General features: G+C 65.2%; 9 protein-coding genes. 3 read left to right on the forward strand and 6 right to left on the reverse strand.

Going from position 1 to position 12,783, the window contains the following annotated elements:
• Positions 1-192: 192 nt before the first annotated feature.
• A complete protein-coding gene (locus tag WJX68_RS16155) occupies positions 193-693 on the forward strand; it encodes a phosphotransferase (RefSeq protein ID WP_340291649.1) in 501 nt (166 codons plus the stop codon).
• A 333-nt stretch (positions 694-1,026) separates the two neighbouring features.
• Positions 1,027-5,760 carry a DEAD/DEAH box helicase gene (locus WJX68_RS16160; protein ID WP_340291651.1) on the forward strand — a complete coding sequence of 1,578 codons (4,734 nt, stop codon included), beginning with the start codon at positions 1,027-1,029 and terminating at the stop codon, positions 5,758-5,760.
• A gap of 448 nt (positions 5,761-6,208) precedes the next feature.
• Here WJX68_RS16160 and WJX68_RS16165 read toward each other — a convergent pair whose 3' ends face one another.
• The 3 genes from WJX68_RS16165 to WJX68_RS25245 form a co-directional block, all read right to left on the reverse strand.
• The gene (locus WJX68_RS16165) at positions 6,209-7,111 is read right to left on the reverse strand and encodes a winged helix-turn-helix domain-containing protein (RefSeq protein ID WP_340291653.1); all 903 of its coding nucleotides are present in this window, start codon (positions 7,109-7,111) and stop codon (positions 6,209-6,211) included.
• 192 nt (positions 7,112-7,303) lie between these two features.
• Positions 7,304-7,966 (reverse strand): class I SAM-dependent DNA methyltransferase, encoded by a 663-nt coding sequence (locus tag WJX68_RS16170; protein ID WP_340291655.1) that lies wholly within the window; start codon positions 7,964-7,966, stop codon positions 7,304-7,306.
• A 772-nt stretch (positions 7,967-8,738) separates the two neighbouring features.
• Complete coding sequence (locus WJX68_RS25245) at positions 8,739-9,284, reverse strand: GIY-YIG nuclease family protein (RefSeq protein ID WP_422785714.1); 546 nt, start codon at positions 9,282-9,284, stop codon at positions 8,739-8,741.
• A gap of 328 nt (positions 9,285-9,612) precedes the next feature.
• Between WJX68_RS25245 and WJX68_RS16180 the strand changes: the two genes are divergently transcribed.
• Positions 9,613-10,050 (forward strand): BLUF domain-containing protein, encoded by a 438-nt coding sequence (locus WJX68_RS16180; RefSeq protein WP_340291659.1) that lies wholly within the window; start codon positions 9,613-9,615, stop codon positions 10,048-10,050.
• Positions 10,051-10,068: 18 nt separating this feature from the next.
• Here the strand turns inward: WJX68_RS16180 and WJX68_RS16185 are convergent, their stop codons facing one another.
• The 3 genes from WJX68_RS16185 to WJX68_RS16195 form a co-directional block, all read right to left on the reverse strand.
• A complete protein-coding gene (locus tag WJX68_RS16185; RefSeq protein ID WP_340291661.1) occupies positions 10,069-10,902 on the reverse strand; it encodes an SCO6745 family protein in 834 nt (277 codons plus the stop codon).
• A gap of 30 nt (positions 10,903-10,932) precedes the next feature.
• Positions 10,933-11,478: an RCC1 domain-containing protein gene (locus WJX68_RS16190; RefSeq protein WP_340291663.1), complete on the reverse strand. Its 546-nt coding sequence runs from the start codon at positions 11,476-11,478 to the stop codon at positions 10,933-10,935.
• A 319-nt stretch (positions 11,479-11,797) separates the two neighbouring features.
• On the reverse strand, positions 11,798-12,256 hold the full coding sequence (locus WJX68_RS16195) for a GNAT family N-acetyltransferase (protein ID WP_340291665.1): 459 nt from the start codon (positions 12,254-12,256) through the stop codon (positions 11,798-11,800).
• Positions 12,257-12,783: the final 527 nt, after the last annotated feature.

Consider the following 12,783-nt stretch of genomic DNA (forward strand, 5'->3'; position numbering starts at 1 on the left):
GGCGTGAGGTTCTCGGCCAGGTCAGCCCACGTGGTGGAGGCCACGACCAGCGCCGGTGCTCGATTGATCCTCCGGTCGAGCCCCGACCCTGACGCCGTTCACCAGGCCGCAGTACTGGACCAACTCGCGCGGGTGGGTCTAGCGCCTACTGTCCATCTCCTGCGGAACACCGCTACCAGCACGTGGACCGCGATGGACGCGGTCGACCCCGGCACATCGCTCGCCGAACAGGAGCCGCGACCGCGGGACCTCGCGAATGTAGCCACGATGCTGCGCACCCTCGTCGATGAAGACGGTGCGCCCCCTGCGCCGAGCATCGCGCCGTGGCTCTGGGCGCGACTTACCGATCCGCCGGCCCACGACCAGCCACCACATCGCGGCCCTGAGCCCGCCGCAGTCCGCGAGGCCGCCATCGTGATTCTCGACGAGCTTGCCGCCGACATGCCGGCCGGACTGTGCCACGCCGACCTCTCACCGCCCAACGTCCTCCACGGCCGCGGCCGGCTGTGGTTCATCGACCCCCGCGGGATGAACGGCGAAGCCGCGTACGACGTCGCTGTCCTCGCGCTCAAGCTCAGCGACGACCACCTCGACACCGCCCGAGCACTGGCCCGCAGCGTCGCCCTCTCCAGCGGCACGGACCCCGATCGAGCGGATGCATGGGTCACCGTCGTCGACGCTGCCACCGTCTAACTACAGCAGCAGGCCCGAACGTCAAGCATCAGGTGAGACCGGAACGTCAAGCATCAGCCGGGACACGACAACGGCATCAGCGCTCGCCGTGTCTAGACCTTCCATTCGGTATCAAGGCGGCGTGCCGCCGCCGCTCTCCCCGTTGAGGCTGGCCGGGAGCGTGCGGCCTCCGGCCGGTCTCCCGGCCAGCCTCAACGGCCGGGTGCGCTGGTCGTCCGAACGACCACGGCAGGGTCGCCCGAGGAAGCCCACATAGCTGAAATCAGGTGTGCTGCGGGTGGCTTTCGGCAAGCCGTCGAGCGAGTCAACATCGCAGGGCGGTAGGTTCGGTTGGTGGCGAACACGATCTATGAGGTCTTGGCGGAACTCCGCGCATCCGCCCTGTCTGAATCTGATAAGGGCGCTAAATTTGAGCGCCTAATGCAAGCATTCCTTACGGTCGACCCAGTCTTCTCCGACCAGTTCTCTAATGTCTGGATGTGGGCTGAGTGGCCCGGCAACAATGGAAAGCACGACACCGGTGTTGACCTAGTGGCCCAAGACCGCAACAGCGGTGAGCTAGTAGCGATTCAGTGCAAGTTCTTCTCGCCGGACACCGCGGTATCAAAACCAATGATTGACTCATTTTTGGCGGCATCCGGCAAGCATGGGTTCTCGCAGCGAATAATCGTATCCACAACGGACAAGTGGAACACAAACGCTGAGGACTCTATTAGGGACCAGGCGATCCCCGTCCGGCGTATCGCAATGAGTGACTTGGAAGCGTCGCGAGTTGATTGGACCTCCTTCTCTCTCGCGACTCCGGATAACCTACCTCTGCTTGACAAGAAGGTTGCACGACCTCATCAGAGAGTCGCCATTGATGAGGCTAAGGCCGGATTCAAGGCCGTCGACCGCGGCAAGCTTATTATGGCGTGTGGCACGGGAAAGACGTTCACCTCCCTACGTCTTTCTGAGGAAGTCGTTGGTGCTGGCGGGAAAGTGCTCTTCCTTGTGCCATCAATCTCACTCCTTTCGCAGACAGTTCGAGAGTGGGTTGGCGAGGCAGAGCTACCGGTCCGCCCTATTGCGGTATGCTCCGACTCGCGAGCCGCGAAAATGTCGAGTCCGAACGAGGACATTGCAGTCACCGATCTTGCGCTTCCGGCAAGCACGGATGTCGGTAAACTGCGTACACAGCTTGATTCGGCAGAGCGAGACGCCGAGGCATTGACGGTTGTGTTTGCCACCTATCAATCCATCGACGTCGTCGCGCGCGCTAACAGTGGTCGGCGCCCATTTGACCTCATCGTCGCCGACGAGGCTCACCGGACGACCGGCACGACGCTCTCCGGCGAGAACGAATCCGCGTTCGTACGCGTGCACGACAACACATACATTGCCTCTGCCCGGCGCCTCTACATGACCGCCACGCCAAGGATTTTCAATGATTCGTCGAAAGCGAAGGCTGGCGAAGCAAACGCCATCATCTGCTCCATGGATGACGAGTCCCTTTATGGGCCCGAGTTCCATCGCCTCAGCTTCGGCGAGGCTGTATCGAAGGACCTCCTAGCGGACTATAAAGTTCTCGTTCTTGCAGTTGATGAAGAGGCAGTCGCCCGCACCTTTCAGCAGCAGCTGTCCAGTGAAGAAAACGAACTCAATCTTGATGACGCGGCGAAGATTGTCGGTTGTTGGAACGGTCTCGCGAAGCGCGGGCTTTCTGAGCATTCCTTCGGCGCAGATGCAGAACCTATGAAGCGGGCTGTCGCATTCGCGGGCAACATCCGTGATTCGAAACGCATTGAAAGCCTCTTCACGGATGTCACCCAGTACTATGCGGCTGCCGGAGACGGGGGCGGCTCTAGCGGTGAATCAGATTCGGCCTTCTTGGAATGCAGCGTTCAACACGTCGATGGAACATTCAATGCGCTTGAACGGAACTCGCGGATCGATTGGCTCAAGCAGAAGTCGCCGCACGGTGTCTGCCGGATTCTAACCAACGCTCGATGCCTGTCTGAGGGTGTGGATGTTCCCGCACTGGACGCCGTGATGTTCTTGTCGCCCCGGAGATCCGTAGTTGACATTGTTCAGTCAGTCGGCCGGGTCATGCGGCGTGCTCCCGGGAAGCAGTTCGGGTACATCATTCTGCCGATTGGTATCCCGTCAGGTGTTCCGCCCGAGGAGGCTCTGCGAGACAACAGCCGGTACGCCGCAGTTTGGGAGGTACTCCAGGCGCTCCGAGCACATGACGAGCGGTTCGACGCTATGGTCAACCGGATTGATCTCACAAAGGACCGTGACCGCAAGATCAATGTTATCGGCGTCGGTGGCACGCCGAACTCGAACGGCCCGGTGCAAGGAACACTTGATCTCATATTCGGCGATCTCGACAACTGGCGAGACGCGATTTATGCGAAGATTGTTTCCAAGGTCGGCACCAAGCGGTACTGGTCTGAATGGGCCGCGTCCATTGCGGATCTAGCGGTAAGGCAGACTACGCGGATTAATGCCTTGCTGGCGGACCGGCAGGGGGGTGTTGCTGTTGAGTTCGAGAACTTCTTGGAAGGTCTGCGAAACAACCTAAACGAAGGAATCACGCAAGCAGACGCTATCGACATGCTTGCGCAGCACTTGATAACTCGACCAGTCTTCAATGCGTTGTTCGAAGGCTACAACTTTCTCGACCAGAACCCAGTCGCCCAGACGATGGAGAGGATGCTAGTTGCGCTCGATGAGCACAACGTCGAGGACGAGAACAGGGTTCTCGAGAAGTTCTATGAGTCAGTGCGTCTACGAGTGGCTGGCATCGATACCGCGGAAGGACGTCAGCGGATTATCGTAGAGCTGTACGAGACGTTCTTCGCAACAGCTTTCAAGAGAACCGTTGAAAAGCTGGGCGTTGTCTATACCCCGATCGAAATCGTCGACTTCATTATTGCCTCAGTAGACGATTTGCTACGACGCGAATTCGACCAGGGTTTGACCGACGAGGCTGTGCATATTCTTGATGGCTTCACCGGGACGGGGACCTTCCTCGTCCGACTGCTGCAGTCCGGTGCCATCCGCCCCGCGGATATTGCACGGAAGTACGCTACAGAGCTTCACGCAAATGAAATCCTGCTGCTCGCGTACTACATTGCAGCCGTGAACATCGAGTCAGCATTTCAAGATATCGACGACCCGAATCACGCCGGCAGCTACAAGCCGTTCCCGGGGCTTATTCTAACTGATACTTTTCAGTCTTGGGAGGACGACGATCAAGGCGATTTGGAGATCTTCCCGGAGAACAACGAGCGGCTAGAGCGGCTCAAGTCGCTGCCAATTACGGTAATTCTCGGGAACCCGCCATACTCTGTTGGTCAAGAGTCGGCTGACGACAACAATCAGAATGAGTCGTATCCAAGTCTCGACGCGTCTATCAGAGAGTCCTATGCGGCGCAGTCAGAGGCAACGCTTCGGCGGAACTTGTACGACTCGTACGTAAGAGCGTTTAGGTGGGCATCTCTCCGGATACGAGAGCGCGGCGTGATTGCTTTCGTTAGCAACAATGCCTTCCTTGAGAGCAATACGTTCAGTGGTATGCGGAAGGTCCTGACAGCAGAGTTCACTGATATCTATATTCTAAATTTGCGCGGAGATCAACGTACCGCAGGAGAGGTGTCTCGCCGCGAGGGTGGGAAGATCTTTGGGGGTGGCAGCCGGGCGGGTGTCGCAATAACAATCTTGGTCAAAAACCCAGCGAAGCAGGGTCCAGCGCGATTGCGTTATGCGGACATTGGTGCTTATCTAAGGCGAGAAGAGAAGCTGGAGCGCCTGACCCGGGTAGGGACAATTGAGTCGTTCGACTCGGTGGTGGAAGTAACTCCCAACGAGCACGGGGACTGGATCGGCCAGCGCCGCGAGGACTTCTCGCAGTTCATGGCGATGCGAGGTGAGGGCGCCATATTTCACGCCACTTCGCTTGGAGTATCGACGAACCGCGATGTCTGGATGGTTGGGTCGGCGAGCGCGAAGGTTGTTCGGAATGTGCGCCGCCTAACAACTGCGTTCAATGCTGCCCTAAAAGCAGGCCTTGGCTGGGAAAAAGTTGCAGGCTCCGAAATATCGTGGAGTCGGGGGCTCAAAGCCCGCTTTGGCCGCGGTCGGCTACTTGATACTGCCGACGCATCGGTTGTTGAGTCCGTGTACCGGCCGTTCTTCAAGCAGTGGCTGGCTACGACTCCCGCACTTTTGGAGGCACAGGGGACGAGTCTCCCGATGTTCGAGGTGCCGGGCCAGCGCGCGATCTGTGTGCTGCGGCCAAATGACCGTACGCCTTTTGCGGTCTTCATGGTGGACCGGCCGCCGAACTTGGCACTATTCATGGACCCAGCGCAGGTTTTCCCGCTCTATGCTCCCACAGGTGAGGATGCTGATGGTGTTCTTGATCTGGAAATGGATGGTCCTTCAAGCAATGTCTCGGCCTCCGCTCTGAAGCGATTCAACGTCGCTACAGGAGGCTCGTTCGATTCCATCGACCTGTTTTACTACGTGTACGGAATTCTTCATTCTTCGCAGTATCGTGAGGTCTACGGCGTCGACCTGACCAAATCCCTGCCAGGCGTGCCGGTCGTTCGCGATCCGACCCCGTTCATCTCCGCAGGGCGGGACCTAGCTGAGCTGCATTTGAACTATGAATCAGTAGCGCCTTACCCGCTAGATGGCATGAATGTTGAGCCGACAGGCGATCCGCTCGAGTTCTATGCCGTGACGCGGATGGCATTCAAGAAGAAGCGCGTAGAGGGCAGGCTGACCTCCGATAAATCTGCGATCGTTTACAATTCGAACATTACGATATCCGGAATTCCCGCGGACGCGTATCGCTATACTCTGGGGTCTCGGTCGGCCGTCGAGTGGCTTATCGACCGCTATCAGGTTCGTCCCGACAAGGCGTCATCGGGGATTATCAACGATCCGAATGATTGGAGTCGAGAAGTGGATCACCCACGGTACATCCTCGAACTCATCGCTCGAGTCGTGTCCGTCAGTGTGTCGACTGTGCGGATTGTGGACTCTCTGCCTCCCCTGGATATCGTTCAGGAATGAGCTCAATCTGCGGCTCTGTGTGAGCCGGTGGACCAGGAGAACCGGGCTGGAACGGTGCCCTCGCCGGGCGGGCAGATCAACAGGATGGGGGCCCGTGCCACCCCGACGACCTCCCCAAGGGCTACCACCCGGCCACCCGTGGGCGGAGCGTCCGTGGGTTGGCCGGCGGTGGCGTTGAGGGCCGCCCACGGGCGGCCGGATGGTCGGGCTGCGCCAGGTCGACGGGATGGCACTCGGGAGCGGGCGGCGGGCTTTCAAGCTCGATCGTCCGCTGTCGAGGCCATCTCTGGTTCGTGAAAACCCCAACAACGAAAAGGGTTCTGACCGAAGAGGAGGTATCCCCACTGGTCAGCGGCGCTTTCAACGCCTGGATCAGGCGGCCTGTCAGGTATCCCGGGCGATCTTGTCGATCTGAGGTGTCGTCGGCTCCTGCCAGGCGCAATGCTGGCTAAGCTCCGCTGACTTCAGTGAAGCCACCCTCGTCTGCCTCATACACGCACTCGATGCCGCAGATACTTAACAAATTGAGGAGGTCCTCCGTCGGAGTCCTAGGAATCAGAACCGCGAGCTTTGGGGTGGGATTGATATGGCGGCTATAATCGAGTAGCTGGCCAATCGCCATGCGAACGGCGACTCGATCTGAAGTCCCTTTAGCTTCGTAGAGTCGGTTCGCGGTCACGTCAAAGAGGTCGGTGTAGAGGGTTACGTCGTCCCCTGGCGGACAAATCTTGAACCGGCCGATCTCGTGGCCTTTCCCCTCCAGGTGCGCGGCGAAGCGTTCGACAAGCTTAGCCTCCTCCTTGATTCCGCTAGCTGCCTCCTTGGCTGCTATTGCATAATCAAACGTCTGTGAATTCTCAAGGGGCACCGCGGCGGCTACGGCTTCGAAGGGCACTTCGGAAATCTGCTCCAGCTCGGCCGCTGGCGCAGGCGTGCTTACAGCCTCAGGTTGCTTGCCGTCGTCCTGGTCGCTTACGTCGAGTAGGAGCTGCCCCGCTCGAAGCTCGGCGTAACCGCGGTTGTCCACGGCAAGATCGCCAATCAAAGTTAGCTGCTCAGCCAGCTTTCGGGCATGTGCGGCTCCGCTCGCAGTGAGTACCCAGTGCCCATCCCCGCCAGCCTCGAGTAGGCCTTCCCGCACCATGTTGGCTCGCTCAAAGCTCGCGTTGTTCTCCCACTTCGTCTCGAACGGCCTGCTGGGAGGCGGAGTCACGTCCTCCTCCGTCCAAGACGTATCGTGCTGGCTCCGAAGTCGGTCGAGTACCTGTTTCCTAGTCAAGGCTCGACCTTGGTTCTCTAGTAGGACCTTGAGAATGCGGCTACGCAGCACGTGGCGGGAAGTGAGAGCCATGTGCCTTATCCTGCCGCACCTCCCACGCGTCCTACTTGGTGGTGGCACCCGGCGTGCGGCGGGCAGCCTTGATGGCCTGGAGCGCCGGTCCCAATCCGTGGTCGATGTTCAGGGGGCGTCAGCACGTTGACCAGCCAGAACGGTCCTTATCAATACTCCACGTCTGATGGAACCGCGTTCCCACCGAAGTGCTCATGCCTTCGCGACGAGGATTACCCCGGGGCCGATCTGTCCGTCGGCGGGAAGTCGGAGTTCGGCCGTCGGCTGCAGTCCGGCCTGCTCAACCAGCGCGACGAGCTGGTCTGGCTGCCACAGGTGGGTCGTCCAGCGCACCGGGACCCCTCCGTAGGCCTCGGTGCGCACGAGGTCGCCGTTGCCGACGTGGGTCCCGATGATCAGCTGACCGCCCGGCACCAGTGCCCTAGCGAAGGACGAGAGCACCTGCGGCAGGACGAGACGAGGCAGGTTGAACAGGGACCACCAGCCCACTATGCCGCCCCACGATCCCTCAGCTAGATCGAGGTCGGTCGACGACCCGACGCTGAACGTGCACTCCGGATGGAGACGGCGCGCGTGCTCGATCATCCGGGGTGACAGGTCCACTCCCGAGACGTCGAGCCCGCGTTCGGCCAGGTAGGCGGTGACGGTGCCCGGTCCGCAGCCGACGTCGAGCACGGGGCCCAGACCGCGGACTGCGTCAGCGAAGACATCCATCGCGGCGCGGTGCCACGGCATGAGGCGGATGTCGCCGAGGCTTGTCGTCGCCACCATGTCCACGTAGGTGTCGGCCACGCGGTCGTAGGAATCGCGGACGACGTCAAGATCGGCAGGCTGCGCTACCGAAGGCCGACTCACGTCTGCGGCTCCAAGGGACGTCGGTTCAGGCGTGTCATGGAGCCAGGGATAGCAGCCAGCACCGACAACTCCGCACCGGCCGGTCTGGCGGGGCACATCTGGGGCACATGAGGGCCGGGACGGCCCAACACTCGCTGACACGACGTGGCAGCGGGTGGGCTGGTGATCGAGGGCTCCGAGGCAGAGGCGCAGGCAGGAAGCGAGCCTGCTTCGCGTTAGTCGAGCGGGGCTCGTCCGGTGATCTTTGACGGCCGCGTGAGTGTCTAACTGAATGACAACCGACCGACGACCCGCCGGACGTCCACGGACGCTACCGGACTCCTGACCAGCGCAAGAGCGGACTCGGGCGCTCGTCGCGACCACCCTGTCAGTGCCTAGCAGGCAAGTGGATCAACTGCGCCCTCGCCGGGCAGGCAGATCTCCGGGATGGCGGCACCGTGCCATCCCGGCGACCTCCCGGAGGGCGTACCGCACGGTCACCCGTGGGCGGAGCGTGGCACGGTCGGGTGCGGTTGCGTCGAGGGCCGCCCACGGGCGCCCGCACGGTTGGTCTGACGACAGGTCGACGGGATGGCACTCGGAAGGCGCGGGGGGAGCGGGCGTGCCCCCGGGTTACCCCCGGAAATCAACAGCAGGAGCCGACGACGGTCCGTCGCTCGTAGACGACGCGGCTGCGAGTCCGTGCAGCGCACGAGGGGTAACGGCGAACGTCGAGCGTCGCCGGAAGTAGTGGATCTTGTCTCCGCGGGTTGAGGGTCCAGCAAGTCGTGGCTCAGGGACGAGACCCCGCACTGTCGTAGTAGCGGCGGCGAGCTGCTTTGACGACCTGTGTGGTGGGGCCTGAGGCGTGGTCGACGTTGAGAGGCGGTCGCAGAGCCCGGATGACATCAGCTTCAACGTCACGCGGGCTCGGGTGCTCGCACCAAGACACACGGAGGTTCTCGCCCATCCACTCCGTGAGTCGTGCTTCATCGTCGTCGACAAGAACGACGCGATCGGTCCAGCGGGTCCGATACTCCTGCTCATCGAGGAGCAGGCCGGCGAGTGTGCGTCGAAGGGTAGAGCTGCCACTCCGACGCAGGTGGTTGGAGGCGAGTCGCGCGCGGAGCTTCGTCGCGAGGCCGACGTAGAGAAGCCTCAGGTCCGGCACCGCCGGATGGGGAAGGCCTGGCAGACCAGGCAGGATGGCAGGAGGCGCCCACCAGGCGTAGATACCCGGCGCAGAGGGGGCCAGGATGCGGACATCCTCGGTGCGGACCGGATTGTCGATCAGCGCGTCGATGACGGCCTCGATTGGTGGGGGAGCAGGCGACACCATGGCAGTCTGCCGAGCAGTCGAGCGCCGAGCTAGCTGTTCGTCAGTCGTTCGTCAGCGCGTCCACCAACGGCAATAGGCAACGACAGTCATCCGAGCAGGTTCACGCTGGTCGGGGCATGTTGGATCGTGAACGCCGCAGGTCTGCGGATCGCGCTGATTCGTTCCGCTTCAACGTCTGACCCCGCCGGGCCGGGCGTCTCATATCGCGACGCCCGACTGTGTCCTGCGCCACTACCGTCGGACCATCCGTGACGACCGCCCGGTTCCGGGTCCGTCGCGGGTCCGCGCCCGTCCCGGTGCCGCGGCCCGATCCGACCCGGGGGAGCACATGGCCGAGCAGGTCCACCGGTTGATCTACCGCAGCCGCAGCGAGATCCCCCGCGAGAACCGCGAGGTGGTCCTCGCGGAGATCTTCGACGTGGCCCGGTCGAAGAACAAGAGGTCCGGTGTCACCGGGGCGCTGCTGATCTCCGACAACTGGTTCGTGCAGACCCTCGAGGGCGACGAGGCGACGGTCAGCGGTCTGTTCGAGACGATCAGCCGCGACGACCGGCACACCGACGTCTCGGTCATCGAGTCGACCACCGTGGACGCCCGGGTGTTCGCCCGCTGGTCGATGGCGCGCATCTCGGTGGCCGGGCGCTCGGACATCCCGCTGCACGACGTCGACGGCCGCATCCGGCCCGCCGCGCCGGACCGGCCGGGACGTGAGCAGCAGGACCTGCTCACCCGGATGCGCAACACGATCGGCGCCGACTCCGTCTGACCCGGTCGCCGCGGCGGGTCAGCCCGACCAGACCGCGGCCAGCACCGAGGACAGCGGCTGCAGCTCACGGACGAGCTCGGCGAGCTGCGCCTCGGTCAGCGCCGTCCACGGCGGCACGGCGAGGGCGTCGGTGTGCGCCTCCACGCGGTCCTTCACCGCGCGTCCGGCGGCGGTGAACCGGCCGTCGGCGTCGACGAGCCCACGGCCCCGGAGCCCGGCCATGACCTCGGTCAGCCGGGCGGGGGGCAGGTGGTGCACCCGGCCGAAGGTCTCCGGCGGGTGGATGCCCATGTCGATGGCGGACAGGATGTGGGCCTCGGTGCCGCCGACGCCCTCGACGAGCAGGGCCGCGACGTGGCCGTCGCCGCGGTGCTCGCGCAGCGTCGTGGCGCAGTGCCACAGCCGGGCCACCGGCTCGGTGGGGACCGGCAGGGTGCGCATCCCGGCGTACATCGGCCGGCCGTTCACCGGCGCGCCCGCCGCGGCCGTCGCCACCAGCTCCGCGGCGCGGGCCAGGCCGGCGGAGTCGCAGGCGGTGTCGCCGAGGATCCGGCGCAGCGACCGCACGCCGCCGCGCTGCCACGCGGCGAGCGAGGCCTCCGGCGCGACGGTGTCCCAGGCGCCGGGGATGTGCCGGGCGGCCTCGCCCTCGGCGAAGCTGTAGAACGCCGCGTGCACGACCTCGGCCGGGACGCGGCCCAGCGGGGCGGCACGGGCGGCGAAGTAGCCGTCCCAGTAGGTGCGGTGGCCGAGTGCGGCCATCTCCTCGTTCGTCTCGTCGGCGAGGTAGGTGACCAGGCAGATCGGCTCGAGCAGCTCGTGCAGGCGGCGGGCGGTGTGCGCGGTGGGCATGAACGGGCCGACCGTGGCCGGGCCCGGAACTCAGCGGTCCACGCCGCGGCCGGCCCCGGTCCACCCCGCGACGTCGCAGCGCCCGCCGGCCCGGTTCCCGGCGGCGAGGACCGTCCCGTCCGCACGCAGCCCGAGGGTGTGCTCGGACCCGGCGGCGACCGCGACGACACCGCGCCAGCCGCCGACCTCGCAGCGGCCGTGGCCGGGGTCGCCGGTCGCGAGCACGGTCCCGTCCGCGCGCAGCGCGACGGTGTGCGCGCTGCCCGCGGACACCGCGACGACCCCGCGCCACCCGCCGACGTCCCCGGGGAGGCGGCCCGCCGCCACGACGGTGCCGTCGGCCAGCAGCCCGACCGTGTGCAGGTGCCCGGCCGCGACGGCGACCAGGTCGCGCCAGGTGGTCACGGCGCACTGGCCGTACCGGTCGTTCCCGGTGGCGACCGCGGTGCCGTCGTCGCACAGGCCGACGGTGTGCCAGTCGCCGCAGGCCACGGTGCGGATCCCGGTCCGGCCGCCGAGCGCGCCCTGTCCCTCCGCGGTGCGCCCGGCCGTGAGCACGGTGCCGTCGCCGCGCACGGCGACCGTGGTCCGCCAGCCCGCCGCGACCGCGACGACGTCGCGCCAGTGCCCGGTGGCGCACTGCCCGTCGCCGTCCCAGCCCGTGGCGGCGACGGTGCCGTCGGGCGCAGGCCGACGGTGTGCGCGCGGCCGGTGTTGCGGGCGGTGTGCACGTTCCCCACCGCGACGGCGACGACGTCGCGCCAGCCGTCGACGGCGCACTCGCCCGCCCGCCCGTCGCCGGTGGCGAGCACCGTCCCGTCGCCGCGCACGGCGACGGAGTGCCGGCGGCCGGCGGCGAGCACGCCCGTCCCCGCCCGCGCGGGAACCGCACCGGTCACGGCAGCGTCGCGTGCACGGCGTCGCCGTCGACGGCGGTCACCGCGCCCGCCCGCCGCAGCACCGCCGTCGCGGCGGCGTTGCCGGTCGTGGTCTCGGCGAGCAGCGGGCCGGCGGCCCGGTGGCGCAGCATCGTCAGCACCGCGGAGCCGACGCCCCGCCCGCGCTGCCCGCGGACGAGCCACAGGCCCGCCTCGGTCCCGCCGGGCACCGGCTCCAGGCGGGCGGCCCCGGCGACCGCGCCGTCGACGAGCACGGCCCACGTCGTCTCGACCGGGGCCGCCGTCGCGACCGACCGCTCCCGGTGGAACGCGAGGAACGCGGACCGCCGCCGCGCCGTCCAGCCGGGCGGGCCGGGCACCGGCGGCATCACCTCGTCCGGGTCGGCCCCGGCGACGGCCGCGTCGCAGAGGGCCGCGAGCAGCAGCTCGTCGAGGCGGCGCAGGGCGAGGTCCACCGGCCCAGGATGGGGTCCGCGCGCGGCGTCCGCACCGGGATTGCGCCGCCGCGGCCGCCCCGCCGCGGGTGCGGGCACTCGACCGGTGGAGTGATCTGCCCCGATGGCGTTACTCCGGACGGACGACGTCGTTGGGCACCATGAGACCCCGCGTCGGTGGCGAACGGCCGCGTCAAGGGGCGTTCGGCGCGCCCGCCTGCCGCCGTTCGGCGATCGATACACGCCCGGCGCCGGCGTCCCGTGCGACGAACGGTCCGACCGCGCCGCGCCGGAGCGGGCACTTCCGCAGGTGGGCGGGCACATGACGGGTGCTCGCCGGGATCCGGTCCATGCCTGCAGGACCCAGAGACGCCCGTGGTGGCGTGCCGTTGCACCGGTGTGATCCATCCCACTTATCGGCGCCCATGTGTAACGATCGGCGAAGTGTCAGATTGTCACGCAGGGTCACTCATCGACAGATGATGGATAGCACTCTGTGTAGTGATTCTGCGGCGAGCGGTCGCGCTGGAGCCGCGGAAACGGACAGC

The sequence above is a fragment of the Pseudonocardia spirodelae genome (assembly GCF_037727765.1).
GTDB lineage: Bacteria > Actinomycetota > Actinomycetes > Mycobacteriales > Pseudonocardiaceae > Pseudonocardia > Pseudonocardia spirodelae.